Origin of the sequence: Nonomuraea sp. NPDC003560 (assembly GCF_042878785.1) — a bacterium.
GTDB lineage: Bacteria > Actinomycetota > Actinomycetes > Streptosporangiales > Streptosporangiaceae > Nonomuraea.
The window spans coordinates 1,151,549-1,176,139 of sequence record NZ_JBIAOF010000001.1; the positions used below are offsets into that span (position 1 = coordinate 1,151,549).

Consider the following 24,591-nt stretch of genomic DNA (forward strand, 5'->3'; position numbering starts at 1 on the left):
CGGGACCGTGGCGATCAGGCGCCCCCGCGGCTCCTGGCGACGACCTCCTCCGTGGTGAGCGGCGCCTTCGGGTGGTGCGTCAGGCACATGGGCACGCGCGCCTTGGCGAACCCGCCGCCCTCACCGGCCACGTAGAACTCGCCAGCGCCCAGCCGGGAGATGTCCGGCACGTCGCCGCCGCCCTTGAACTGGGCCATCTCCCTGGCCGCGCTGATCTGGACCGGCGCGTTCAGCAGGCCGAAGAACTGCGTGGCGCAGTTGCCGGGGATCTGGTTGTGCAGCCCCTTGGGCGCCTGCGTGGCGAAGACCAGGCCCAGGCCGTACTTGCGGGCCTGGGAGGCGAGCAGCACCGTGCTGCGGGTGGAGACCGACGCGCCGCCCGCCGCGGGGGCGAACGTCTGCGCCTCGTCCATGACGAACAGCGCGCCCAGCGGACGGTCCTGGGCGGGGTGCCGCTTGAACCAGACGAACAGCTCCATCTGCAGCCGACTGACGAAGCTCTGCCGCTGCTCCAGGCCCGGCAGCCCGGCCAGGCTGATCACCGAGACGCGGGCCCGCCGGCCCGGCGGCGGCGTCACCAGCAACCCGGGATCGACCGGCTCGCCGGCCCCGCCGAACAGCGGGTCGTTGTCCATCGCCGCGGTCAGCGACTGGGACAGGTCGGCCGCGATGCGCCGGGCGCTGGCCAGCTCGCTCACCCCGTCGGGCAGGTCGGCCAGGTACGCCGCGAACCCTCTCAGACTGGTCGCGCCGCCACCTCCGTAGGCGGCCAGGGCCCGCCTGAGCACGGCCTGCCCGCGCAGCGCCTTCTCGGTGTTGGCGTCCAGCCTGACCCGCGGCACGATGAAGGCGACCGCGGCCTCGACCGCCTCGGCGAACTCGTCGGGGTCGCCGGCCAGGCTCGCCAGGTCGGGCAGCGGCTGGAAGGTCAGCGGGCGTCCGCCCGTCCGTCCCGGCGTCCAGACGGTGACCTCGGTGGCCGCCAGGTACTCCTCGGCGCGGCGGGCGTCGCCCTCCGCCCACGTGCGCGGCGGCTCGGGCCACGGCTCGTCCAGCCGGGCCAGGTCGTTGTTCGGGTCCAGCACGATCGAGGAGACGCCGCGCAGCGCGCACTCCTCGACCAGCCGCCTGATCAGCACGGTCTTGCCCGAGCCGGAACCGGCGAAGATCGCGGTGTGCTTGCGCAGCGCCTCCAGCGCGATCCGCACCGGCTCGCCGTCCGCGATCCGCCGCCCGATCGTCAGGGAGTGGTCCTGGGCGTCGCCGTCCTGGCTCCGCGCCGCGACGGGGATCCCGGGGGCCGGTACGGCGGGAACGCTCCACGCGTCGGCCAATGCCTCGGTGAGGAAGCCGATCCCGGACGTCGGCCGCCGCGCGGCGAGCCAGGCGGCCAGCTCCGGCGGGCTCTCCGCGACCAGGGACCGCAGCGCGGCCAGGACCAGCAGGTCCTGGCGGCTCATCCGCAGCGTCCTGCCGCCCGCCCGCTCGAACGCCGCGATCGCCTCCCGCGTCGCCGGCCCTGGCGACCACGGGGTGTCGCGCAGCAGGAACAACCGCCGTTTGGGCACCTCCGCGTCGAGTCCGGCCGCCACGCACGCCTTGCGGAGGCGGTTCAGCGCCGCGTTGCCGTGCGTCGCGCTGACCGCGCGGAAGGCCCAGTGGACCTCGTCCTCCCTGCTCTCGTCGAGCGTGCGGCGCAGCCGGGCGTGCAGCGGGGGCTTGGCGCTCGGCGGCGGGTCCAGGCTGAAGGCCCGGGCGGCCTCACCCTGCTCGGCGATCCACGCGGACAGGCCGGCGGCCAGCAGCGCGGGCATCGCGGTGTCCTCACTGGCCTGGTCGATCACCGGAGCCCGCGCGGCCGCCAGCAGCTCGGCGAAGCGGGCGTCGAGCGCGGCGAGATCGGCGGCGCCGGCCGGCGCGACAGGGCCGGCGTGGTCGGCGGGACGGGCGTGGTCGGCGGGGCGGGCGGGCGGCTGCGGACGCGGCGTCGTCTCCGCCGCGAACCCGGTCAGCTCCCTGACCTCGCCGTCCAGCAGGCAGGCGCGGACGTGCCGGTCGATCCGGATGAGCAGATCGCGCGGGGTGATCCCGGGCGCCTGTTCGAACGCCTCCGGCCGGACCGGCCACGTCGGGTAAGGCGGCTTGACGCCCGCCTCGCCGTACTGCACCTCGAAGCGCGTGGCGACCAGGGAGCGGGCGGTGGCCGCGTCGGGGATGGTCATGAGCGGGACCGCCTGGCGGAAGCGGTCGCGCACGGTGTCGACCGCGACCTGCTCGATGAGCGCCCACGTGGCGGGGATGCAGGTCACCACCGTCAACGTCCGGCGGGTGACCTCGCGCAGCGCCATCAGGCCGCCCGCGATGCGCTCGATCATGAGCTGTTCGGCCGGGTCGTGCCCGGCGCGGCCGGAGGTGGTGACCCGGGACTGGGCGACGAGCGGGTCGATCTGGTCCACCGCGACGACGGTGGGGCCGGTGAGCGCCATCAGCCGCGAGAGGTCCCTGACGATCTCCTGCGGCGTGCGCCCGAGCTGCCGGATGCCCCAGCGGGCCCGCTCGCCCGGCTCGCCCTCGGGCGCCGACGACAGGTACGACTCCCCGAGGTCCTGCAGCCCCGGATCGTCGCCGGCCAGCAGGACCAGGGCGCGCGCGGCGTCCTGGCTGTCGCGGCCGACCTGGCCCCCGACGCGGCGGAACGCGGTGACGAAGGCGTCCAGCTCGTCCCGGGTGAGGCCGCGCTTGCCGGTGATCGAGCGGCGGGCCATGCGGGACAGCCCCGCCATGATGGCCAGGCGGTCCAGGAGCACGGTGAGCTGCGTCTGCCCGTCGTGGCGGGGCCGGGAGAGGCTGTCCAGCAGGGAGACCACGATGCTCTCCCAGAACCCCTTGGCGTCCAGCAGGCCGACCAGGACGAAGTAGCCGTCCTCGCGCTGGGCGCGTTCGCGCAGCCAGCCGAGCAGGTGGGTCTTGCCGGTGCCGCGCTGGCCCTGCACGACCACGCCGATGGGGCTGCTCTCCGGCCGGTGGGCGGCCTCGGCCAGCCCGTCGAGGAGGATCTTCGTCGACGCGCCGTGCAGGCCCTCGACGTGGAAGGGGGAGCGGCGCCACACGTCGTCGGCGCCCTCGGTGTAGTTGAACGTCAGCGCGGCCAGGTCCGCGATGCCGCCGCCGCTCACAGCTCGCCGATCCACAGCAGATGCTTGTCCTGCCCGCCTATGATCACCGCCGCTTCGCGGTCCTCGGGCGTGAGCGTCTTCTGGTTCGACTCCGGGACCAGGTTCACGTCCGGGAGGCGTTCCATCAGGACGAGCGCCTCGTCCACCTCGTGCTTCGGCACGGCGGGGAGCAGCCGCCGGAGCGGGGTCAGGCTCACCCACGAGCCGGGCGCGGCGGCCAGCTCGGCGTACGCGGCCCGGATGCGGGACTCCAGACCGGCGGGAACGACGTCCGGCTCCGGCTGGAAGATCTCCGACAGCCGCTGGTCGGTGCGCCGCATGAACCGGGGCAGCCATTCGAGCAGGGCCCGCGCGATGGCCCCCGACGAGCCGGTCTGCGGCGGGATCGCCCCCGCCCGCAGGTCCTCGGCCAGCCTGGCCCACCCGGAGTCGGTGAGCACGTGCACGAAGGCGCGGCCGCCCCTGGGCCGGTGGCTCTCGACCAGCTTCAGGTCGTTCAGCTTCAGCCGCCGCTGACCGTCGATGGTCAGCCTGTAGTGCTCCTTGAGCTCGCTGTTGGAGACCTCGCGGGCTTCGACGGCCAGCACCAGCAGGGCAGTGAACTCGGGCAGGGTCAGCCCTTTGTCCGGCATATCTCATCCTTCCGCTCTGCGGCGGTTCCGCAGAAACTGGCCGATCTGACGGACGACGGTGTCCATGTCAGTCATCACCTGAGCATCGGGAAAGCGCAGCACGGCGTAACCGTCGAGTTGGAGGAGCACGTCCCGCTGCCGGTCCGCGGCGAACTTGGCCGGCGCCCGGTGGTCGGGACCGTCGATCTCCACGACGCACCGCTCCCGCTCCCAGAGCAGGTCCACCCGGATCGGCACGGCCAGCGGACCCGGCCGGTACGTCTGGTTCCAGGCCCGGCCCCCGGCCCACGCCCGCGCGGACAGGGCGGCCTCCAGCGCCCGCTCGCTCGCGCTGCCCGGATGCGGCCTGCCCGCCACCGGCGGATACGCGACGGCGGGCGCCCGATCGGCGGTCGCGGGAACCGGGACGGCTTCGCGGGCGTCGCCAACGGCTGCGGGGAGCGGGGTGGCGATCGTCCGCACGCGGTCGTCGTGCAGCGGCGCGCCCGCCAGCCAGACGCCGGCCCGGCCCCGGTGCGCCAGCCACTCGCACCCGGCGACCAGCACTTCCCGTGCCGCCGCGCCGAGCCCGTCCGGCACCCGTACCAGGACCGCCAGCCGGGCCCGGCCGAAGCTGTCGGCCAGCACCCTGACCAGCCCCGCCGCCCGGACCTCCGGCGCCAGAGCGCTGGGTGCGCCCGTCAGCGCCCGCCGGGCCAGCTCGGCGAGGAACGGCCCGAAGTGGCCGGTCACCGAGGCCCTGCGCAGGGCCAGCGCCTGGACCGCGGCCACGTTCACCCCGGACGGGCCCTCGATGCCCTCGGCCCCCGGTAACCAGGCCGGGAACAGCGCGATGGCCGCCTTGTCCAGCTCACGCAGGACGGAGGCGGCCAGGTCGGCGACGGAACGTTCCTCGGCGGCGAAGTAGGTGACGACGGCCGGGGCGTCGTCCGGCAGGGGATCGAGGGCCGGCGCCACGGCGTCGGGGTCGGCGTCGAGCCGTACCACCTGGCCGATCGGCAGCTCTGCCCACGACGGCACGGCTTCCTGCCCTCACAAGATCGGAAACGTCGGCACTTGGGAGGGTAACCCCGTCCTCAGCGCGCTGTCACCCAGACCGGGGACGCAGCCTCCACGGACGGGACGTGCGCGCGGGTCAGCAGGGCCTGGGACACGCTCGCCTTCACCAGGGCCGCCGTCCGCACCACCGGGACGAGAGTGAGCGCGAACAGCAGGCCCACCGCCGTGTTGAACACCACGAACGGCACGGTTCCGGTGCCGAGGCCGAGCAGGGCGGGCAGGCCGCCGTCCACGCCGGGGATCGCGGCGATCGCCCAGCCGTAGACCGGGAAGGTCAGGCCGAGCAGCGCGCCCGCCCACCACACCGCGCTCACGACGGCGGCGGCCAGCGAGACCGGGAAGGTGATGATCGCGTGCAGCAGGTCCATCGCCGCCTGGCCGGAGGCCAGCGGGTTCATCATGCGGCGGAAGGAACCCGCCCCCGCGGGGGTCTGCGCGTAGCGGGGGCGGGCGATCGGGTGGCCGAGCACTCCGGGGAGCGCGGCGCGCTCCAGGTCGGCGAAGTGGCGGGCCATGGCGGCGGTGGCGGCCAGGACGGGCAGCCCGACGAACACGACCGCCGAGCCGAGACCGGCCGAGACTCCGGCGACGGCGAGGGTGAAGGAGGCGGCGGCCGCGGGGAGGCCGAGCAGGGTGTACCGGGTGTCGGTGGCGACGCGGTGCCGGAGGGTTGTCATGGCTACGACGCTACGGGCCCGGCAAGGGAGCGCTCGATCCTGGCGGCGGGCCACTACGTGGTAGGGCAGGCCCTACCACGCCTCCCGGCGGACCCCTGGGGAAACGGTCCCCGCTACAGCGGCTGGTCCACCCGGATCACGGTCAGCTCCTGCGGACGCACCGGCTCCCGGCAGTGCGCGCACACCGTGAGCGGCTCCAGGGGCTCGCCGCACGAGTGGCGCCACACGGTGGGCGGCTCGCCCTCGGTGACGTACCGGTCGCCCCAGTCCATCAGGGCGAGCAGGACTGTGTGCAAGGCCTGGCCCGACTCGGTGAGGACGTACTCGTGGCGCGGCGGGTGCCGCTCGTACGGCACCCGCTCCAGCAGGCCCACCTCGACCAGCTTGCGCAGCCGGGCGGTGAGGATGTCGCGGCTGGCGCCGGTGTTGCGGGCGATCTGGTCGAAGCGGCGCACCCCGAGCATGATCTCGCGCATCGCCAGCAGGCTCCACCGCTCGCCCACGACGGCCAGCGCGTTGGCGATCGAGCACTCTCTCGGGCGGGACAAGGGCCCTCCGCTCAGGTAGGTCCGGATTTCCAACTTACCATCAGGCGGCCCGTCCAGGGATGGCGGCGAGCAGCTCGCGGGTGTAGTCGGCGCGCGGCGAGCCGAAGATCTCGGCCGCCGTGCCGCTCTCCACGATCCGGCCCGCCTGCATCACGTGCACCCGGTGCGAGATCATCCGGACGACGGCCAGGTCGTGGCTGATGAACAGGTAACTGAGCCCGAGGTCGCGCTGCAGGTCGGCGAGCAGCTCCAGGATCTGGGCCTGGACCAGCACGTCCAGCGCGGAGACGGCCTCGTCGAGCACGACCAGCTCGGGGGAGAGCGCCAGCGCCCGCGCGATCGCCACCCGCTGCCGCTGGCCGCCGGACAGCTCGTGCGGCAGCCGTTCGGCCACCGACGCCGGCAGCGACACCTTCTCCAGCAGCTCGGCGACGGTCCGCGCGCGCTCGGCCGGGGTGCCCACCCGGTGCACGCGCAGCGGCTCGGCGATCGACTTCTCGACCGTGTAGCGGGGGTCGAGCGAGGCGTACGGGTTCTGGAAGACCGGCTGCACCCGGCGGCGGAAGGCGAACAGCTCCCGGCGGCCGAGCGAGGTCAGGTCGGTGCCGTCGAACAGGATCCGGCCGGAGGTGATGCCGTCCAGGCCGAGCAGCAGGTTGGCGGTGGTCGACTTGCCCGAGCCCGACTCGCCCACGACCGAGACGGTACGGCCGCGCGGGATCGTGAAGGAGACCCCGTCCACCGCCGTGAACTCCCCGGCGCCGCCCCGCAGCGGGAACACCTTGCGCAGGTCCTCCACCACGACCAGGTCCTCGGCGCTCTCCTCCGGGCCGGGCTCGGCCACCCGCACCGACGACAGGCTCGGCACGGCCTTCAGCAGCCGCCGGGTGTACTCGTGCCGCGGGTCGGCCAGCAGCTCGGCCGCCGGGCCGGTCTCCACGATCTCGCCCCGGTACATGACGGCCACCACGTCGGCCCGCTCGGCGGCCAGCGCCAGGTCGTGCGTGATGAGGAAGACGGCGGTGCCCATCTCGGCGGTGAGCTGCCCGAGCTGGTCGAGGATGCGCCGCTGCACGGTCACGTCGAGGGCCGAGGTCGGCTCGTCGGCGATGAGCAGCTTGGGCCGGCAGGCCAGGCCCATGGCGATGAGCGCCCGCTGCCGCATGCCGCCGGAGAACTCGTGCGGGTACTGCCCGGCCCGCCGCTCCGGCTCGGGGATGCCGACCATCTCCAGCAGCTCGGTCACGCGCCCGCGCGCCGTCCTGCCCGCGGCCAGGCCGTGCACCTCCAGGGCCTCGGCGATCTGGTCGCCGATGCGCATGAGCGGGTTGAGGTTGGACATCGGGTCCTGGGGCACCAGGCCGATGCCCGCGCCCCGGACGGCGGTCATCTCGCGCTCGCTCACCCCGGCCAGGTCGCGGCCGTCGAACAGCACCTGGCCGGTGGTGATGCGGCCGCCCGCGGGCAGCAGCCGGTTGACCGCGGCGGCCGTGGTGGACTTGCCCGAACCCGACTCGCCGACCACGGCCACGGTCTGTCCCGGCAGGATCTCCATCGAGACGTTCTTGACGACGGTGACGTCCTGCTTGCGGGTGCGGAAGGCGACGGAGAGGTCGCGGATCTCCAGGAGCGGGGTCATGCGGTCCTCGATCGGTGGGTGATGGCCTGCAGCAGGCCGGTCCAGAGGGCGTCGGTGGGCGTCGGCGCGGCCGTCGTCAGCAGGCGGTTGCTCGCCAGCGCGATCGCGACGTCCCGGCCGGGGACGAACCCGACGGCGCACCCGACGTAGCCGGGGTGGCCGAGCACGGTGACGGTCTCCTCCCGCAGATCGAGCCGGTAGGTGCGGAAGCCGAGCGCCTGGCCGGGGTCGGGGCCGGGGGTGAAGAACTCGCGGGCGACCTCGGGCCGCCACAGCCGGTCGTGCTCCTCGTAGCGGGACAGGGCGGTGGCGTACCGCAGCAGGTCCGGGACGGTGGAGAACAGCCCGGCATGGCCCGCCACGCCACCGAAGGCGTGGTAGGCGTTGCCGTCGGCGACCCGGCCGAGCACGGGCTCGTGCCGCCAGCCGGCGAAGTCCGCGCTGCGGAAGGGCACCGGGTACGGCTCGGAGGTGTCGAGCATGCGCATCTCGACCCGGTCGTCCAGGGCGCTCATGGCCACCTCGGGCCCCGCCGGCCGCGCGTACGTGGTGCCGGCCAGCCCGAGCGGCCCGGTGACCAGCTCGGCCACCGCCCGGTCCAGCGACGTGCCGGTGACGCTCTCGACCACCCGGCCGAGCAGGATGAAGCCCAGGTCGGAGTAGTGCCGTTCGCGGCCGGGCGCGTAGCGCGGGGCGGGCATCCGCGGGTCGAGGTACATCGGCCACCACTCCCACAGCCCGGCCCGGTGCAGCAGCAGGTCCCGCACGGTGACCTGGTCGGGGCAGCCCTCCGGCAGGTACGCGGCCGCCCGCTCGTCCAGGTCCACCAGGCGGTCGGAGACCAGGCGGAGCAGGGCCGTCGTGGTGGCGACGACCTTGGTGACCGAGGCCAGGTCGTGGTGCGTGCCGAGGGTCATGGGGGCCTCGCCGGCCAGTGCGCCGCCGTCCGCCCGGCGCACGGTGCGGTGGCCGGTGCACTCGGTCAGGTCGAACCACGGCGTGCGGGCCGCCCGGACCAGGCCCGCGGGCGGACCGGGCTCAGGGCTCACCGGTCCGGGACCGGGCGGCGCGGCGGGAGCCGGGGTCATCGGCGCAGCACCAGCGAGCGCGGCGGCGTGGGCAGCGGGGCCGGCAGGACGAGCGGGCCCGCGCCCGGCGTCAGCGTGCCGAGCACCCGGGCGGCCTTCGCGCCCGTGCCGCCGGGGACGGTGCCCGGCAGGCCGTGGGCGGTCAGCCAGCCGATGAGCGCGAAGGCGATGGCCTCCTTGTCGTCGGCCGGGGCGCCGAGCTCGTCGGACAGCGACACCCGCACGCCGGGCAGGGCGGCGCGCAGGCCGTCCATGATGACCGGGTTGCGGCAGCCGCCGCCGGAGACGACCAGCACGTCCACGCCCGCCGCGGCGACGTCGGCCGCCACCGTGCGGACGGTCAGCTCGGTCAGCGTCGCCACCAGGTCAGGGCCGGACGGCTCGCGGCCCGCCCTGGCGATCGCCGCCTCGACGTAGGCCAGGTGGAACAGCTCCTTGCCGGTGCTCTTCGGCGCGGCCAGCCGGTAGTACGGCTCGTCGAGCAGCACGTCGAGCAGGCGTTCGTCCACCTGGCCGGAGGCGGCGATCCGGCCGTCCTCGTCGTAGCCGCGCGGGTTCAGGCCGCGGCCGGCCACCACGGCGTCGACGAGGGCGTTGGCCGGGCCGATGTCGTAGGCGCTCAGGCCGCCGTCGCGCACGACGGTCATGTTGGAGATGCCCCCCAGGTTGAGCGCCGCCGCGCCGCCCGTGCCACCTGTGCCGCCCGTGCCGCCCGGGTGTCCGTCCGACAGCAGGCCGCCGAGCAGCAGGTCGTCGAGCACGGAGACCAGCGGGGCGCCGTGCCCGCCCGCGGTGATGTCGCGGATGCGCACGTCCGACAGCACGGGCGCGCCGGTGCGCTCGGCGATCCAGGCGGGCTGGCCGATCTGCAGGGTGCCGCGCGCGTGCGCGCCCTCCACCCAGTGGAAGACCGTCTGACCGTGCGAGACGATCAGGTCGGCCGGACCGGCCTGCCCGGCCGCGGCCGCGGCGGCCTCGGCGAAGCACTGGCCGATCAGCGTGTCGAGCACGCACACCTCGGCCAGCGTGACGGGCGCGGGCGGCAGCGCGGCCACCAGCCGGGCGCGCAGTTCGTCCGGATAGGGGGTGCTCGCGGCGTGCAGCACGCGGCCGGTCAGCACGTCGCCGTCGAGGCCGAAGTCGACCAGGGCCACGTCGATGCCGTCGTGCGAGGTGCCGGAGATCATGCCGAGGATCTTCACGCCGGCTCTCCCAGCGCCACGCGCAGCCGTCCCTCGCTGCGGTCCAGCAGCGCCGCCGCCTCCTGCGGCCCGAGCCCGAGCCGGGCGCCGAGCACCGCCTGCTTGACGTTGAAACCGTGCTGGTCGAGCACCCGTTCCGCCTCCTCGCGGTCCACACCGGCGATCGTGCGCACGATCCTGATCGCCCGTTCCCGTAGCTTGCCGTTGCTGGCCTTGACGTCGACCATCAGGCTTCCGTACGTCTTGCCGAGCCGGACCATGACGATGGTCGAGAACATGTTGAGCACGAGCTTCTGCGCCGTGCCCGCCTTGAGCCGGGTCGAGCCGCTGACCACCTCGGGCCCGACCAGCACCTCGATCGCGTGCTCGGCCTCGCCGCTGAGCGGGGTGCCCGGGTTGCAGGACAGCCCGACGGTCAGCGCGCCGCGCTCGCGGGCCCGCCGCACCGCGCCCAGCACGTACGGCGTGCGCCCGCTGGAGGCGATGCCCACCACCGTGTCCAGCGGCCCGACGCCGGCCGCGTCGATCGCCGCCGCGCCGGCCCCCGCGTCGTCCTCGGCGCCCTCGCACGGGTGCACGATCGCCCGCTCGCCGCCGGCGATGACGGCGAAGACCTGCTCGGGCGGGGTGCTGAAGGTGGGCGGGCATTCGGAGGCGTCCAGGACGCCGAGCCGGCCCGGCGTGCCCGCGCCCACGTAGACCAGCCGGCCGCCGGCCCGTACCAGCTCGGCGGCGGCCTCGATGGCCGGGGTGATCTGCGGCAGCGCCGCGGCGACCGCGGCGGGGACGGTGGCGTCGGCCGCGTTCATGGTCGCGGCGAGCTCGGCCACGCTCATGGTGTCGATGCCCGCGAAGCGCGGGTCGGCCGATTCCGTGGTCAGTTCTGAGAGGTTCACCGCTTGCCTCGGGTTCTGGGGTCGAGAGTGTCACGCAGGCCGTCGCCGAGCAGGTTCAGGCCCACCACCAGCAGCACGACGACCGCGCCCGGCGCGATCAGCGTCCAGGGGGCGACGAACACCAGGCTGCGCGCCTCGAAGATCATCGAGCCCAGCGAGGGGGCGGGCGGCGGCGTGCCCAGGCCGAGGAAGCTCAGCGACGCCTCGGTCAGCACCGCCCACGACAACGACAGCGCCACCTGGATGACGATGATCGAGGTGATGTTGGGCAGCACGTGCCTGAGCATGATCTGCCAGCGGCTCTGGCCGGTGGAGACCGCGGCCTTGACGTACTCGATCTCCCGCAGGGAGAGCACGGGGCCGCGCGTGACACGGATGAAGATGGGGACGTACACGATCGCGATGGCGACGGCGACCGTGAACCAGTTGCGGTCCAGCACCGAGGCCAGCGAGAGCGCGAGCAGCAGCGGCGGGAACGCGAACAGCACGTTCGTCACGCCGCCGATGGCGCCGTCGGCGAAGCCGCGGTAGAACCCGGACACCAGGCCGCCCAGCGTGCCGACCACGGTGGCGAAGGCCACCGCGACCACCGCGATGAGCGCCGAGTTGCCGACCCCGGCCGCCACCCGGGAGAAGACGTCCCGGCCGAACTGGTCGGTGCCGAACAGGTGCGTCCCGGACGGCGACAGGAACCGCTCGGGCGGGTTCTGGGCGATCGGGTCGTAGGGGAGCAGCCCGGCGTACGACAGCGCCGCCACCACGGCCAGCACCAGCAGCACGATCGTGCCCGCCAGCATGGCGGGGCTCCTGCGCAGCGCGGTCACGACGCCCTCACCCGCGGGTCGATGATCCGGTACAGCCCGTCGGTCAGCAGGTTGACCAGCACGAACGCCAGCGCGATGACCAGGACCGTGCTCTGCACGACCGCGTACTCCTTCTGCTGGATGCCGAGCAGCACCTGCCGGCCCACGCCGGGCACGGAGAAGATCTGCTCGACCACGACCGCGCCGCCGAGCAGGTAGCCGAACTGCAGCCCGGTCATCGTCACGATCGGCACCAGCGCGTTGCCCAGCACGTGCCGGACCTGCAGGCGGCGCGGCGGCACGCCCTTGGCGCGGGCGGTGCGCACGAAGTCCTCCGAGCGCACCTCCAGCACCGCCGTACGGGTGGTGCGCAGGATCGGCGCGGCGATGCCGAAGCCGAGCACGAGCGCGGGCAGGAACATCTGCTGGAGGTTGAGCAGCGGGTCCTCGGCGAGCGTGGCGAAGCCCTGGCCGTTGGGGTTGAAGCCGAACGACGCCGCGAAGATCGACAGCAGCGTCGTGGCCAGCAGGAACGCCGGGACCGACAGCCCGGCCAGGCTCACGACCTGGCCGAAGGCGTCCCGCGGCGAGTTCGTCCTGGACGCCGACAACATGCCGAGCGGCACGCCCAGCAGCAGCGCCAGCACGATCGAGAACACCGCCAGCTCGAACGTCACCGGCAGCGAGTGCAGCGTCATCTCCAGCACGCCCTGCTGCGAGCGGGCCGAGTAGCCGAAGTTGCCGGTGAGCATGTTGCCCAGCCAGGAGAAGAACTGCGTGACCGGCGACTGGTCCAGCCCGTAGTACTGCTCCAGGGCCACGCGCTGCGCCGGGGTGAGGGCAGCCGCCTCCGTGCCGAGCCCCGCGGTGATCTGGTCGCCCGGGATCGCCCGGAGCATGACGAAGACGAACACGGCCACCCCGAACAGGGTGCCGATCGTCGAGGCCACGCGCCGGACGGCCCGGCTTGCGAGGATCCGGCGCATCAGGCGACGGACGTCGTGCGCAGGTACTGCAGCGACCCGCTGACCATCGGCACGAACCCGGACACGTTGGAGGTGGTGCCGGTGTAGGTGTAGCTGGTGAACAGCCAGATCCAGGGCGCGTTGGCCTCCAGCTCGGCCGAGACCTTCTCGTAGATCGCCTTGCGGGCGGCCGGGTCGGTCGTGGCCTTGCCCTCGGCGAACAGCTTGTCCAGCTCCGGCGAGCTGTACCCGGCGACCTTGTTCAGGTTGCCCTTGCTGGTGAAGTAGCGGCCGTAGGAGCCGTCGGGGTCCGGGCGCCCGCCGTTGAGCGCGACGGCGGCGTCGAAGTCGGCCGCCACCCAGCGGTCCACGAACGCGCCGGACTCCAGCACCTCCAGGTCCAGGGTGATCTTCGCCTCGGCGAGCTGCGCCTTGAGGTTCTGGGCCTCGTTCACGGAGGTGGCGTACTCGCCCTGGGAGACGATGGCCTTGACCGTCACGCCGCCGGACTTGCCCGCCTTGCCGAGGTACTCGGCGGCCTTGGCCAGGTCGCGGGTCGGGCAGGGACGCTTGGTCGGGTCGGACTTGAAGGCCGGGGCGGTGATCGGCCCGGTCACCTCGCCCTCGCCGAGCGCGGCGGTGTCGAGCACCTGCTTGCGGTCGATCGCGCACTGGATCGCCAGGCGCACGTTGACGTCCTTGAGGTCGCCGCGCTGGGCGTTGAGCTGGAGGGCGTGGTAGCTGAGCTGCGGCGTCTTGGTGACGGTGATCGTGCCGCCGCCCTGCGCGGTCTGGGCGACCAGCGGGTCGTTGAAGACCGCGAGCTGCACGTTGCCCGACTGCATGGCCGAGACGATGGACGACTCGTCCGGGATCACCCGGAACTCGACGCTGCCCACCTTCGGCTTCTCGGCGCCCCAGTACTTGTCGTTCCTGGCCAGCGTCAGCGACTGGCTCGGGACGCGCTTGCCCAGCGTGAACGGGCCGGTGCCGTTGGGGGTGGCGTTGAGCTTCTCCTCGGTGTCGTCGGAGGAGAGCATCGCCATGTTGACGGTGGCCAGGTTCGCCGGGAGCGCGGCGTCGGGGCCGGTCAGCTCCAGCACCACCGTGCTCTCGTCCGGAGCCTCGACGGACTTCACCGACGCCAGCGACGCCCGCGCCACGGCCGCCGTCTTCTCGTCCATGATCTTCTCCAGGGACGCCTTGACGTCCTTGGAGTCGAAGGCGCTGCCGTCGCCGAAGGTCACGCCCTTGCGCAGGGTGAGGGTCAGCTTCTTGCCGTCCTCGGACGCCTGCCACGACTCGGCCAGGCCCGGCACGACGTTCAGGTCCTTGTCGAACTCGGTGAGGGTGCCGTAGATGTTCTGCAACACGTTCACGGCCGTGAACTGGGTGGCCTTCCAGGGGAAGAGCGTGTCGGGGTCGGAGGTCACGCCGACGACCAGGGCGCCGCCGGACTTGCCCGTGGCGCCGGTGCTGGTCGCGGGCCCGGAAGATGATGAACAGGAGGTCAGGGCGATGGACAGCACTGCGGCGGCGCCGATCGCGGAGAGCGCGCCACGGGGCATGTGGTCTCCTCAGGGGCAGTAGGTCATAAAATTACGCAGACCCTACCACTGGTGTACTAAATTTCCTCAACAGGGATGGATGACGAATGGTCGAGGACGACGGAAGCCTGCTGATCCGCATCCGTGCGGCCATGCCCGCATTACGGCCGTCGGAGCGGCGTATCGCCGAGACGTTCACCGGCGACCCGGCCGCCGCCGCGAACCTGTCCATCGCCGAGCTGGCCGCCCGCTGCGCCACCTCGACGACCTCGGTCGTGCGCTTCTACCAGCGCATGGGATACGCCCACTTCAAGGACTTCCGGATCGACCTGACCAGGGCCGCCGCCCGGGAGGAGCTGACCACGTCGAGCCTGCCGGAGGTGTCGGGCGACATCGACCGCCACGACAGCCTGGAGGGCATCGTCTCCAAGGTCGCCACCAACGAGACGCTGTCCATCGCCGACACGGCCCGTTCCCTGGACATGCGGGCCCTGGGCCGGGCGGTCGCCCTGCTGCTGGCCGCGCGCCGGATCGACACCTTCGGCGTGGGCGCGAGCGCGCTGGTCGGCCTCGACCTGCAGCAGAAGCTCTCTCGCATCGGGCGTACCGCCATCAACTGGCACGACGCCCACTCGGCCTGGACGTCGGCGGCCACGCTCGACGCCGGCTGCGTGGCCGTCGCGGTCTCGCACACCGGCGCGACCGTGGACACGGTCGAGTTCCTGGCCATCGCCCGCCGGTCCGGCGCGGCCACGGTGGCGATCACGAACTTCCGCGACTCGCCGCTGGCCGCCACCGCCGACGTGACGCTGACGACGGCCGCCCGCGAGACCCAGTTCCGCTCCGGCGCGCTCGGCAGCCGCATCGCCCAGCTCATGGTCGTCGACTGCCTGTTCACCGGCGTGGCCGCGGCCAGTTACGACGAGTCGATGGCGGCCCTGCGCAACACCTACGCGGTCGTCCACGACCGGACGGTGCACAAGCGGGGGTGAACCGGCCTGACCAGCATGGAAGTCTTTCTTTGGCGGCACGTGAATCTAGTGACAAAAAGTGATGACACGGCTACTTTAAGTTGACATTCTGGTGGCGAGGCATCGTCTACCAGGAGAGACACCACATGCAGCTGATCACCCGTGCCGACTGGCACGCCAAGAAGCCCACGACCAGTTACACCCGGCTGGCCTCCACCAGGGGCGTCAAGATCCACTACACCGGCGGGAAGGTGCCATCCGACCTGCCGGACGCCGACAACCACGACAAGTGCGTCGACCTGGTCAGGGACATCCAGCGCATGCACATGTCCGGCGGGCGCGGCGAGACCTACATCGACCTCGGCTACAACATGGTGTGCTGCCCGCACCGGCGCACCTTCATGGGCCGGGGGCCGCACGTCCTGCCCGCCGCCAACGGCCCGGGGCTCAACTCCGGCCACTACGCCGTGCTCGCCCTGCTCGGCAACACCGGGTTCACCGAACCGAACGACGACCTGCTCAACGCCCTCGTCGACGCCATCGAGTACCTGCGCGAGCACGGCGACGCCGGCGACGAGGTCAAGGGCCACCGGGACGGCTACGACACCGACTGCCCCGGCGACCCGCTCTACCACTGGGTGCGAGGGGGCGCCGAACGCCCCTGAGCCGCATGCGTCCCGAGGACACCCCGCGAGCGGCGGCCGCCATGGACGTCCATGGCGGCCTCGACGGTCACCGCGTGCGCGACGAGAGGCGGGGCGCTAGACCAGCCGGCCCACGTGGGCCAGCGCCTGCTTGAGCAGCACGCCCTGGCCGCCGGTCATCTCCTGCTGCACGGCCGGCGAGGACGCCTCCTCCGGGGTGAACCAGACCAGGTCCAGGGCGTCCTGCCGGGGCCGGCAGTCACCGGCCACGGGCACGATGTAGGCCAGCGACACCGCGTGCTGGCGCGGGTCGTGGTACGGCGTGACGCCCGGCGTCGGGAAGTACTCCGCGACGGTGAAGGGCTGCGGCGAGACGGGGATGCGCGGCAGGGCCACCGGCCCGAGGTCCTTCTCCAGGTGGCGCAGCAGCGCGTCGCGGATGCGCTCGTGGTGCAGCACCCGCCCCGAGACCAGCGCCCGGCTGACCGTGCCGTCCGCCGCGATCCGCAGCAGCAGGCCCACGCGGGTCACCACGCCGGTCTCGTCGACGCGCACCGGCACGGCGTCGATGTAGAGGATCGGCAACTGGCCGCGCACCGACTCGAGCTCTTCGGGTGCCAGCCATCCAGGCGCGGTTTCGGTCTTTTCGGTCATCTGCCGATCGTATGCCCCGCGCCGCCACTGACAGCGTAAGCCCCACCGACCGATCCCCGGACGGGGTCAGGCCCGCCGGGCCGGCCTGCTCCTGCCCGCGATCCAGGACGCCGTGCAGACGACCAGCACGATGCCCATGAACGGCAGGTACTCGGCGACTCTTCTCATGACAGATCACGCTCCGCTCTCGACTTGGCGAGCCGCCGGCGTTGCGGCTCGACGGTGTACCGGGGGTCGCACGCCGAGGCCGTCCCGGCGTGGAAGATCCCGAACCGGGTGCACACCGACCCGGCCAGCAGGGCCGCCCCCGCGGCCACCGCCGCGACCCTGCTGCGCGCGCCCAGGCCCTGACCGAGCAGGGCGCCCGCGACCGACAGCGCCTGGCCCGTCCTGAGCAGGCGGCTGCGCCGCAGCGGCTCGGCGGTCAGGCCCATCCGGCGTTCCATGCGGACGGCCGCCGCGCACTCCAGGGCCGCCCCCAGCACCGCCGCCCGCCGGGCCGGGGCCGCCTGCGCGACCGGCGCGGCCAGCATGCCGAGCCCGCCCGCCGACGCGGCGGCCGAGCCCGCGAACAGGAACGGCATCTCCCTGAACCCGTCGTGCCAGGCCGGGACGGCGGTGTCGCAGATCAGCGCGGCGGTGTAGGTGGCCAGCGCCGGCCCGGTCAGCCCGGCCCCCACCGTGGCCGCCCGGCCCAGCCGGGGGAACCGCCCGGTCACCCCGGTGAGCGCGGCCAGCCCGGCCTGCGGCCCGTACGCGGTCAGGATCCAGGTGCCGACGCTCATCGGCGAGGTCACCTTGAACACCCGCAACATGTTCAGGAAGCGCGACGGCTTGCCCAGGTCGTGGATCAGGGAGTACAGCGAGCCGCCGACCGCCCCCAGGGCGGCCACCTTGGCGGCGCGGGCCAGCGCCGGGCGTCCGGTCAGCTCGGCGGCGGCGGCCAGCGTGGAGGAGGCGCCGGCCAGGCCGCCGAGGAACAGGTAACCGGCGATGTCGTGGTCGCTCCAGGGCGTGCTGTTCAGCACCGGCAGGCCGTAGTAGGAATCCGCCTCCGGCTCCGGCGGCCGCAGGGAGCGGCTGCCGCGGCCCGCCGAGCCGGGCGTGGCCTCGCGCTCGGTGCGCAGGCCGGGCGCGTCGTCCAGGCGCACGTCGGTCTGGTTGCTCATCCGCCCCTCCTCCAGGCCGCCGCGGCGGCCATCCCGGCCAGCAGGACCAGCGCCGCCGCGCCGGCGTGCCGCCACATCGACGGCAGGTCCGCGGTGGTCACCACGGGGTCCGGCGGCAGGCCGTACACCTGGGGCTCGTCCAGCAGCAGGAAGAAGGCGCCGGTGCCGCCCACGCCGTCGGCCGGGTCGTGGCCGTACAGGCGGGCCGAGGACACGCCCGCCGCGCGCACCTGCTCCAGACGGCGGTCGGCGCGCTCGCGCAGCTCGTCCAGCTCGCCGAACTGGATGGAGTCCGTCGGGCACGTCTTGGCGCAGGCCGGCTCCTGGCCGACCTCCAGCCGGTCGTAGCACATCGTGCACTTGGCGGCCGTGCCGGTCTCCGCGCGCCGGCCGATCACCCCGAACGGGCAGGCGGGCACGCAGTAGCCGCAGCCGTTGCAGACGTCCTCCTGGACGACGACCGTGCCGTACTCGGTGCGGAACAGCGAGCCGGTCGGGCAGACGTCCAGGCAGGCCGCGTGCGTGCAGTGCTTGCACACGTCGGAGGCCATCAGCCAGCGGAAGTCCAGGTCGCGGGCGCCGGTCTCCTGGTGGCCCAGCGGCTTGCGCTGCTCGACGAACGCCACGTGCCGCCAGGTGTCGGCGCCGAGCCCGACGGAGTTGTCGTAGGACATGCCGGTGAACAGCAGCCCGTCCTCCGGCACCGCGTTCCACTCCTTGCAGGCCACCTCGCACGCCTTGCACCCGATGCAGACGCTGGTGTCGGTGAAGAAGCCCATGCGCCTGGGCGGGTCGTCGTAGCCGGCGTCGAGCGGCGCCCGGTCGAGGTCGAAGGCCACGGCTCACACCTCCGTTCCGGTGTGCTCGGTCACGCCCGCCCGCCGCCGGTAGGCCAGCACCAGCTCCGGCAGGGCCGGGCCGCGCGGCCTGCGCCCGGGACGGATGTCCGCCGACAGGGCCTTGACCTCCTGGATGTGGGAGTTGGGGTCGAGCGAGATGGCCGACAGCTCGTTGGCCGCGTCGCCGGTGGCCAGGCCGTTGGGGCCGAAGTGGAAGGGCAGCCCGATCTGGTGCAGGACCTTGCCGTCCAGGTGCAGCGGCGCCATCCGGTCGGTGACCAGCACGCGGGCCTCGATGGCGCTGCGCGCGGTGATGATCGTGGCCCACTCGCCGTGCACGAGCCCGCGCTCGGCGGCCAGCTCGGGCGAGACCTCGCAGAACATCTCCGGCTGCAGCTCGGCCAGGTACGGCGTGTGCCGGCTCATGCCGCCCGCCGTGAAGTGCTCGGTCAGCCGGTACGTGGTCACCACGTACGGGTAGACCGACGCGCCCGGCTCGGCCCCGCTCGGCTGGTACCGGTTGTCCTCGTGCCGGTAGAGCTTGCGGGCCGGGTTGCGCTGCCGCCCGTAGAGCGGGTTGGCGACCGGCGAGTCCTGGGGCTCGTAGTGGCTGGGCAGCGGGCCGTCCACCACGCCCGAGGGGGCGAACAGCCAGCCCTTGCCGTCGGCCTGCATGATGAACGGGTCGATGCCCGACAACGCCGCCGGTCCCTGCGCCCCCGGCTCGGGCCGGTAGGACGGCGGTTTGCGCTCCTCGAAGTCCGGCACGTCGAGGCCGGTCCAGCGGCCGGCGTCCGCGTCCCACCAGACGAGCTTCTTGCGCTCGCTCCACGGACGGCCGTCCGGCGCGGCCGAGGCCCGGTTGTAGAGCACCCGCCGGTTGGCCGGCCACGCCCACGCCCACTCGGCGGCCACCCAGTCCTGCTCGGCGGCCGGTTTGCGGCGGGCGGCCCGGTTGACGCCGCCGGCGTACACGCCGCAGTAGATCCAGCAACCGCACACCGTCGAGCCGTCGTCCTTGAGCTGGCTGTAGCCGTCGAGCGGCCGGCCCTCGGCGTCCCAGCCGTTGATCTCGGCGAGCACCGCCTCGGCGACCGGCTCGGCCGTCTCGCCCTCGACGGGGTAGTCCCAGGTGAGGTCGAGCAGGGGCCGGTCCATCGGGTCGGCGGAACCGGCCAGCTTCTGCCGGATGATCCGCCCGAGGTGGTACATGAACCACAGGTCGCTGCGCGCGTCGCCGGCCGGCTCGACGGCCCGGTGGTGCCACTGCAGCCAGCGGTTGGTGTTGGTGAAGCTGCCGCTCTTCTCGGTGTGGGCCGCGGCGGGGAAGAAGAACACCTCCGTGCCGATCCTGGACGTGGTCAGCTCGCCCGTCTCGATCTCGGGGCCGTCCTTCCACCAGGTGGCGCTCTCGATCAGGTTGAGGTCGCGCACCACCAGCCAGTCGAGCTCGGCCATGCCCAGGCGTTGCATCCGGGAGTTGGCCGAGCCCACCGCCGGGTTCTCGCCGAGCAGCAGGTAGCCCTTGCAGGTGCCGTCGAGCTGCGCGAGCACCGTGTCGTACGTGCTGTGCGAGCCGGTCAGGCGCGGCAGGTAGTCGAACCGGAAGTCGTTGTCGCGCGTGGCCGCCGGCCCCCACCACGCCTTGAGCAGGCTCACCAGGTAGGCGGGCATGTTCGCCCAGAAGCCGCGGCAGGAGGCGTCGGCGCGCAGGAAGTCGCGCATCTTCTCGTGCTCGTGGGCGTGCGGCATCGGGATGTAGCCGGGCAGCAGGTTGAACAGCGTCGGGATGTCGCTGGAACCCTGGATGCTGGCGTGCCCGCGCAGCGCCTGGATGCCGCCGCCGGGGCGGCCGATGTTGCCGAGCAGGAGCTGCAGGATGCTGGCGGTGCGGATGAACTGGGCGCCGTCGCTGTGCTGCGTCCAGCCCACCGCGTAGACGAACTCGGCGGTCCGCTCCGGCCCCGAGTTCTCCGTCAGGTGGCGGCAGACCTGGGCGAACAGCTCCGGCGGCACCCCGCACACCTGCTGGACCATCTCCGGCGTGTAGCGGGCGAAGTGGCGGCGCAGCACCTGCAGCACGCAGCGCGGGTGCCGCAGCGTCTCGTCCCGCCGCGGCTCGCCGCCCAGCGGCACGCCGGTGCCGCCCTGCACCTCGGCGCGGCCGGCCGGGATGCTGCCCGCCGGGCGGTCGTAGTCCTCGTCCCGCTCGCCGGAGGCCGCGACGGTGTGCATGCCCTCGTACTGCCAGGTGTCGTCCTCGTAGCAGCGGTTGTCGGCGTCGAAGCCGGAGAACAGGCCGTCGAGGTCCTCGGCGTCGCGGTAGTCCTCGCGCAGGATGGTCGCCGCGTTGGTGTAGTGCAGGACGTAGTCGCGGAAGAACAGCTCGTTCTCCAGCACGTGGTTGACGATCGCGCCGAGGAAGGCCACGTCCGAGCCCGCCCTGATCGGCACGTGCAGGTCGGCCAGCGCGCTGGTGCGGGTGAACCGCGGATCCACGTGGATGACCACCGCGCCGCGGGCCTTGGCCTCCATCACCCACTGGAACCCGACCGGATGCGCCTCGGCGAAGTTCGACCCCTGGATCAGCACGCAGTCGGAGTGCTGCAGGTCCTGCAGGAACGTCGTGGCCCCGCCGCGCCCGAACGACGTGCCGAGCCCCACCACGGTCGAGCTGTGGCACACCCGCGCCTGGTTCTCGATCTGCACCACGCCGAGCGCGGTGAGCAGCTTCTTGATGAGGTAGTTCTCCTCGTTGTCCAGCGTCGCGCCGCCCAGGCTGGCGATGCCCATCGTGCGGGCCACCCGGCGGCCCTTGTTCTCCCACTCCCAGGTCGCCCGGCGGGTGGCGATGATCCGGTCGGCCACCATGTCCATGGCGGTCTCCAGGTCGAGCTCCTGCCAGTCGGCGGCGTACGGCGGGCGGTACAGGACCTTGCTCAGCCGTCCGGAGCCGGTGGTGAGCTGGAGGCTGGAGGCGCCCTTCGGGCACAGCCGGCCCCGGCTGATCGGGGAGTCGGGGTCGCCCTCGATGTGCACGACCTTCTCATCACGGACGTAGACGTTCTGGGCGCAGCCCACCGCGCAGTACGGGCACACCGACTTGACCACGCGGTCGGCGGCGGCCGTCCGGGCCGGGTGCGCGCCCGTGCGCGGCGACTTCACCGCGGCGGCCCGGCCGAGCTTGTCCTTGCCGGTGAGCTGCCGCAGCAGCGGCCAGGAGAACCCCATGCCGCTCACGCGCCCGTCTGGCGCATGCGCCGGTCGCTCCAGGCCCGCTCGCGCATCCAGGCGCGCACGTCGCCGCGCTCGACCGGCCCGACCTCGCGCGGGTTGACCAGGTGCTGGGTACGCCCGGCCAGCAGGCCGGGCCGTCCGCGCCGGCGCGCCACCGCGTCGCTCCCGTCGGCCGGCACGCCCGTCGCGATCAGGTACGCGCGCCCCGCGGGCACGCCCAGCAACCTGGCGATCTCGGCGTAGTCCAGCCCCTGCGACAGCAGCCGCAGCACCCGCTCCTTGCTCGGCATCGTTCCCCCCGGCGCCCGTGCCCCCCGGTTCCGGTCCTCCCCTTCGCAGGCAGGAGGAAACCCGAAGTCCCAGGTCAAAGGCGCACTTGGGGGACAGTTGGCGTCAGGCCAGGCGGGTGGCGGCCTCCGTCCAGGCGGCGGCGTCGCCGGAGGGCTCGTACCGGCGCAACTCCTGCGTGTCGGCCACCAGCGCGCGCATCCCGGCCAGGTCGGCGACCAGCCCGGCCGTGCGCGCCTGCACCAGGACGTTGCCGAGCGCGGTCGCCTCGGCCGGCCCGGCCACGACCGGCAGCCCGCAGGCGTCGGCGGTGAACCGGCACAGCAGCTCGTTGCGCGACCCGCCGCCCACCAGGTGCACGACCTCCACCTCGCGGCCGGACAGCTCCATCGCCTGCCGGATCGCGTTGCGGTGCCCCAGCGCCAGGCTCTCCAGCACGCAGCGGACGATGCCCGCCGGCGTCGAGGGAGGCCGCTGCCCGGTGCGGCGGCACTCGGCGGCGATCCGCGCGGGCATGTCGCCCGGCGGCAGGAACACCGGCAGGTCGGGGTCCACCACGGCGGCGAACGGACGTTCGCGCGCCGCCGCCGCCAGCAGGTCGTCCAGCGAGGAGCCGGGCCAGGCCCGCAGGCACTCCTGCAACAGCCACAGCCCCATGACGTTGCGCAGGTAGCGGACGGTGCCGTCGATCCCGGCCTCGTTGGTGAAGTTGGCCGCCCGGCCCGCCTCGGTGAGCACGGGGGCGGGCAGCTCCACCCCGGCCAGCGACCAGGTGCCGCACGAGACGTAGGCGAACGCGGGCCCGGCGGCCGGCACGGCGGCCACGGCCGAGGCGGTGTCGTGCGAGGCCACCGCCCGCACCGGCGCCGAGAAGCCGATCTCCGCCGCGACCTCGCGGCGCACCCCGCCGATCGGCTCGCCCGGCTGCCGCAACCGGGGGAAGATCCCCTCCGGCAGGCCCAGCCGGTCGATCAGCGGCACCGCCCAGGACCGGGTGCGCACGTCGAGCAGGCCGGTGGTCGAGGCGTTGGTCACCTCGGCGCCGATCTCGCCGGTCAGCCAGTAGCCGATCAGGTCGGGGACGAGCAACATCGTCGCGGCCCCGTCCAGCCGGTCGGCCAGGAGCTGGTAGATCGTGTTGAACGGGAGCACCTGCAGCCCGGACACCGCGTACAGCGCCTCTGCCCCGATCAGCTCGGCCACCTGCCCGGCCACCCCCCGCGTACGGTCGTCGCGGTAGTGGACCGGGTTGCCGAGCAGCGCGCCGGTCTCGTCCAGCAGGCCGTAGTCGACGGCCCAGGAGTCGACGCCGATCGAGGTGACCGGCCCGGCCGCGCGCAGACCGGCCAGGATCTCGCGGTAGAGGCCCAGGACGTCCCAGTGGAGGCGGCCGGCCAGGCGGACCGGGCCGTTGGGGAAGCGGTGGACCACGGACGTGGCGAGCCCGTCCGACAGGTCGGCGACCAGCACCCGGCCGCTGGAGGCGCCCAGGTCCACGGCGGCGAATCGGCTCATTGGGTGGACTCCCTCGCGACCAGTTCGGGCTGGAACATGATGTGCTGGTGGGCGTGCTCGGCCGGGTTGTCGCACTCGTCCAGCAGCAGCTCGGTGGCGATGCGGCCGAGCTGGTACGTCGGCTGCCGCATCGAGCTGAGCGACACGGCCGAGGCGGCGGCGAACTCGATGTCGTCGTAGCCCATCAGCGCCACGTCGTCGGGCACCCGCACCCCGGCGCGCAGCAGGGCCCGCAGCACGCCCAGCGCGAGCAGGTCGTTGGCGCAGAACACGGCCTCGGGCAGGCCGTCCGCCATCAGGTCGGCGGCGGCCTGCTCGCCCGCGCGGGCGGTCATCGCGGCCGCCCCGGCCACCCGCAGCGAGGCGGGGTCGAGCCCGGCCGCGGCCAGCGCCTGCGCCGCGCCCCGCCGCCGCTCGGCGCACTGCCGGATGGTCAGCGGCCCGGTCACGTACGCGACGCCGTGCCCGCCCCTGGCCAGCAGATGCCGCACCGCGGCCCGGCCGCCCGCGACGTCGTCCACCGCGACCGCGCACTGGTCGGGCCGGTGGGCCGGGTGGTCGACGAGCACGACGCTGATGCCGCGCTCGCGCAGCCGGTCCAGCCGGGCCGGGTCCTCGCCGGACGGGGTGATCAGCACGCCGCGCACCCGCTGCTCGGCCAGCACGCCGAGGTTGCGCTCCTCCTTGTCCGGGGAGCCGGCCGAGTTGCCGAGGATCACCGCGTAGCCCAGCTCGCTGGCGACGTCCTCGACCCCGGCGGCGACCTCGGTGAAGAACGGGTTGCCGATGTCGATGACGCTCAGGCCGATCGTCCTGCTGTGGCCGGCGCGCAGGGTCGAGGCCGAGCCGTGCCGGACGAAGCCGAGCTCCCGGATCGCGGCCTCCACCCGTTCGCGGGTCGCCGGGGCGACCTTCGCCGGTCTGTTCAGGACGTTGGAGACCGTCCCGGGGGAGACGCCGGCGCGGGCGGCGACGTCCTTGATGCTGACCATGGCCATGGCGCCACATTAAAACGTACCAACGGTGATGTTGGCCAGTGCCG

The 24,591-nt window shown here is 73.5% G+C and carries 21 protein-coding genes; 2 read left to right on the top strand and 19 right to left on the bottom strand.

All coding sequences use genetic code 11. From position 1 onward, the window contains the following. Positions 1-14: 14 nt before the first annotated feature. The 12 genes from ACFYUV_RS05570 to ACFYUV_RS05625 form a co-directional block, all read right to left on the bottom strand. On the bottom strand, positions 15-3,191 hold the full coding sequence (locus ACFYUV_RS05570; RefSeq protein WP_387665182.1) for a helicase HerA domain-containing protein: 3,177 nt from the start codon (positions 3,189-3,191) through the stop codon (positions 15-17). Beyond that, positions 3,173-3,808 (bottom strand): hypothetical protein, encoded by a 636-nt coding sequence (locus ACFYUV_RS05575; protein WP_387665185.1) that lies wholly within the window; start codon positions 3,806-3,808, stop codon positions 3,173-3,175. Before ACFYUV_RS05575 ends, ACFYUV_RS05570 begins: the two co-directional genes overlap by 19 nt. Positions 3,809-3,811: 3 nt before the next feature. Further along, positions 3,812-4,828 carry an endonuclease domain-containing protein gene (locus ACFYUV_RS05580; protein ID WP_387665187.1) on the bottom strand — a complete coding sequence of 339 codons (1,017 nt, stop codon included), beginning with the start codon at positions 4,826-4,828 and terminating at the stop codon, positions 3,812-3,814. Between the two features lie 56 nt (positions 4,829-4,884). Next, the gene (locus ACFYUV_RS05585; protein ID WP_387665190.1) at positions 4,885-5,544 is read right to left on the bottom strand and encodes a sensor domain-containing protein; all 660 of its coding nucleotides are present in this window, start codon (positions 5,542-5,544) and stop codon (positions 4,885-4,887) included. A gap of 113 nt (positions 5,545-5,657) precedes the next feature. After that, positions 5,658-6,092 (bottom strand): winged helix-turn-helix transcriptional regulator, encoded by a 435-nt coding sequence (locus tag ACFYUV_RS05590; protein WP_387665192.1) that lies wholly within the window; start codon positions 6,090-6,092, stop codon positions 5,658-5,660. Between the two features lie 40 nt (positions 6,093-6,132). Continuing rightward, the gene (locus tag ACFYUV_RS05595; RefSeq protein WP_387665195.1) at positions 6,133-7,731 is read right to left on the bottom strand and encodes an ABC transporter ATP-binding protein; all 1,599 of its coding nucleotides are present in this window, start codon (positions 7,729-7,731) and stop codon (positions 6,133-6,135) included. Then, a complete protein-coding gene (locus ACFYUV_RS05600; RefSeq protein WP_387665198.1) occupies positions 7,728-8,819 on the bottom strand; it encodes a serine hydrolase domain-containing protein in 1,092 nt (363 codons plus the stop codon). The genes ACFYUV_RS05595 and ACFYUV_RS05600 overlap by 4 nt, the downstream gene beginning before the upstream one ends. Further along, entirely contained in the window at positions 8,816-10,021 is a 1,206-nt protein-coding gene (locus tag ACFYUV_RS05605; RefSeq protein ID WP_387665201.1) for an anhydro-N-acetylmuramic acid kinase, read from the bottom strand. Before ACFYUV_RS05605 ends, ACFYUV_RS05600 begins: the two co-directional genes overlap by 4 nt. After that, the gene (gene murQ / locus ACFYUV_RS05610) at positions 10,018-10,917 is read right to left on the bottom strand and encodes an N-acetylmuramic acid 6-phosphate etherase (protein ID WP_358285846.1); all 900 of its coding nucleotides are present in this window, start codon (positions 10,915-10,917) and stop codon (positions 10,018-10,020) included. The genes ACFYUV_RS05605 and murQ overlap by 4 nt, the downstream gene beginning before the upstream one ends. Next, positions 10,914-11,741 carry an ABC transporter permease gene (locus ACFYUV_RS05615; RefSeq protein WP_352364933.1) on the bottom strand — a complete coding sequence of 276 codons (828 nt, stop codon included), beginning with the start codon at positions 11,739-11,741 and terminating at the stop codon, positions 10,914-10,916. Before ACFYUV_RS05615 ends, murQ begins: the two co-directional genes overlap by 4 nt. Continuing rightward, entirely contained in the window at positions 11,738-12,706 is a 969-nt protein-coding gene (locus ACFYUV_RS05620; protein ID WP_358285852.1) for an ABC transporter permease, read from the bottom strand. The genes ACFYUV_RS05615 and ACFYUV_RS05620 overlap by 4 nt, the downstream gene beginning before the upstream one ends. Next, positions 12,706-14,253 (bottom strand): ABC transporter substrate-binding protein, encoded by a 1,548-nt coding sequence (locus ACFYUV_RS05625; RefSeq protein WP_387665206.1) that lies wholly within the window; start codon positions 14,251-14,253, stop codon positions 12,706-12,708. Before ACFYUV_RS05625 ends, ACFYUV_RS05620 begins: the two co-directional genes overlap by 1 nt. A gap of 86 nt (positions 14,254-14,339) precedes the next feature. Here ACFYUV_RS05625 and ACFYUV_RS05630 point away from each other — a divergent pair, with 86 nt between their 5' ends. Beyond that, complete coding sequence (locus ACFYUV_RS05630) at positions 14,340-15,224, top strand: MurR/RpiR family transcriptional regulator (RefSeq protein ID WP_387665209.1); 885 nt, start codon at positions 14,340-14,342, stop codon at positions 15,222-15,224. A gap of 125 nt (positions 15,225-15,349) precedes the next feature. Next, on the top strand, positions 15,350-15,868 hold the full coding sequence (locus tag ACFYUV_RS05635) for a peptidoglycan recognition family protein (RefSeq protein WP_358285861.1): 519 nt from the start codon (positions 15,350-15,352) through the stop codon (positions 15,866-15,868). A gap of 96 nt (positions 15,869-15,964) precedes the next feature. Here the strand turns inward: ACFYUV_RS05635 and ACFYUV_RS05640 are convergent, their stop codons facing one another. The 7 genes from ACFYUV_RS05640 to ACFYUV_RS05670 form a co-directional block, all read right to left on the bottom strand. Then, a complete protein-coding gene (locus ACFYUV_RS05640; protein WP_352324412.1) occupies positions 15,965-16,501 on the bottom strand; it encodes an NUDIX hydrolase family protein in 537 nt (178 codons plus the stop codon). 164 nt (positions 16,502-16,665) lie between these two features. Continuing rightward, on the bottom strand, positions 16,666-17,670 hold the full coding sequence (nrfD, locus tag ACFYUV_RS05645) for an NrfD/PsrC family molybdoenzyme membrane anchor subunit (RefSeq protein ID WP_387665212.1): 1,005 nt from the start codon (positions 17,668-17,670) through the stop codon (positions 16,666-16,668). After that, positions 17,667-18,449 (bottom strand): 4Fe-4S dicluster domain-containing protein, encoded by a 783-nt coding sequence (locus ACFYUV_RS05650; RefSeq protein WP_352364982.1) that lies wholly within the window; start codon positions 18,447-18,449, stop codon positions 17,667-17,669. The genes nrfD and ACFYUV_RS05650 overlap by 4 nt, the downstream gene beginning before the upstream one ends. Before the next feature lie 63 nt (positions 18,450-18,512). Further along, the gene (gene fdh / locus ACFYUV_RS05655) at positions 18,513-21,740 is read right to left on the bottom strand and encodes a formate dehydrogenase (RefSeq protein ID WP_387665330.1); all 3,228 of its coding nucleotides are present in this window, start codon (positions 21,738-21,740) and stop codon (positions 18,513-18,515) included. Between the two features lie 5 nt (positions 21,741-21,745). Beyond that, complete coding sequence (locus ACFYUV_RS05660) at positions 21,746-22,036, bottom strand: hypothetical protein (protein WP_352364948.1); 291 nt, start codon at positions 22,034-22,036, stop codon at positions 21,746-21,748. Between the two features lie 103 nt (positions 22,037-22,139). Further along, the gene (locus ACFYUV_RS05665) at positions 22,140-23,549 is read right to left on the bottom strand and encodes a rhamnulokinase family protein (RefSeq protein ID WP_387665214.1); all 1,410 of its coding nucleotides are present in this window, start codon (positions 23,547-23,549) and stop codon (positions 22,140-22,142) included. Then, the gene (locus tag ACFYUV_RS05670; RefSeq protein WP_387665217.1) at positions 23,546-24,547 is read right to left on the bottom strand and encodes a LacI family DNA-binding transcriptional regulator; all 1,002 of its coding nucleotides are present in this window, start codon (positions 24,545-24,547) and stop codon (positions 23,546-23,548) included. Before ACFYUV_RS05670 ends, ACFYUV_RS05665 begins: the two co-directional genes overlap by 4 nt. Between the last annotated feature and the right edge of the window lie 44 nt (positions 24,548-24,591).

What these genes read in the sequence shown, in the direction of transcription:
- ACFYUV_RS05670 (WP_387665217.1), bottom strand. Translation starts at nt 24,547, where the DNA reads ATGGCCATGGTCAGCATCAAGGACGTCGCCGCCCGCGCCGGCGTCTCC.
- ACFYUV_RS05620 (WP_358285852.1), bottom strand. Translation starts at nt 12,706, where the DNA reads ATGCGCCGGATCCTCGCAAGCCGGGCCGTCCGGCGCGTGGCCTCGACG.
- ACFYUV_RS05665 (WP_387665214.1), bottom strand. Translation starts at nt 23,549, where the DNA reads ATGAGCCGATTCGCCGCCGTGGACCTGGGCGCCTCCAGCGGCCGGGTG.
- ACFYUV_RS05635 (WP_358285861.1), top strand. Translation starts at nt 15,350, where the DNA reads ATGCAGCTGATCACCCGTGCCGACTGGCACGCCAAGAAGCCCACGACC.
- ACFYUV_RS05585 (WP_387665190.1), bottom strand. Translation starts at nt 5,544, where the DNA reads ATGACAACCCTCCGGCACCGCGTCGCCACCGACACCCGGTACACCCTG.
- ACFYUV_RS05575 (WP_387665185.1), bottom strand. Translation starts at nt 3,808, where the DNA reads ATGCCGGACAAAGGGCTGACCCTGCCCGAGTTCACTGCCCTGCTGGTG.
- fdh (WP_387665330.1), bottom strand. Translation starts at nt 21,740, where the DNA reads ATGGGGTTCTCCTGGCCGCTGCTGCGGCAGCTCACCGGCAAGGACAAG.
- ACFYUV_RS05650 (WP_352364982.1), bottom strand. Translation starts at nt 18,449, where the DNA reads ATGGGCTTCTTCACCGACACCAGCGTCTGCATCGGGTGCAAGGCGTGC.
- nrfD (WP_387665212.1), bottom strand. Translation starts at nt 17,670, where the DNA reads ATGAGCAACCAGACCGACGTGCGCCTGGACGACGCGCCCGGCCTGCGC.
- ACFYUV_RS05600 (WP_387665198.1), bottom strand. Translation starts at nt 8,819, where the DNA reads ATGACCCCGGCTCCCGCCGCGCCGCCCGGTCCCGGACCGGTGAGCCCT.
- ACFYUV_RS05625 (WP_387665206.1), bottom strand. Translation starts at nt 14,253, where the DNA reads ATGCCCCGTGGCGCGCTCTCCGCGATCGGCGCCGCCGCAGTGCTGTCC.
- ACFYUV_RS05660 (WP_352364948.1), bottom strand. Translation starts at nt 22,036, where the DNA reads ATGCCGAGCAAGGAGCGGGTGCTGCGGCTGCTGTCGCAGGGGCTGGAC.
- ACFYUV_RS05640 (WP_352324412.1), bottom strand. Translation starts at nt 16,501, where the DNA reads ATGACCGAAAAGACCGAAACCGCGCCTGGATGGCTGGCACCCGAAGAG.
- ACFYUV_RS05595 (WP_387665195.1), bottom strand. Translation starts at nt 7,731, where the DNA reads ATGACCCCGCTCCTGGAGATCCGCGACCTCTCCGTCGCCTTCCGCACC.
- ACFYUV_RS05630 (WP_387665209.1), top strand. Translation starts at nt 14,340, where the DNA reads ATGGTCGAGGACGACGGAAGCCTGCTGATCCGCATCCGTGCGGCCATG.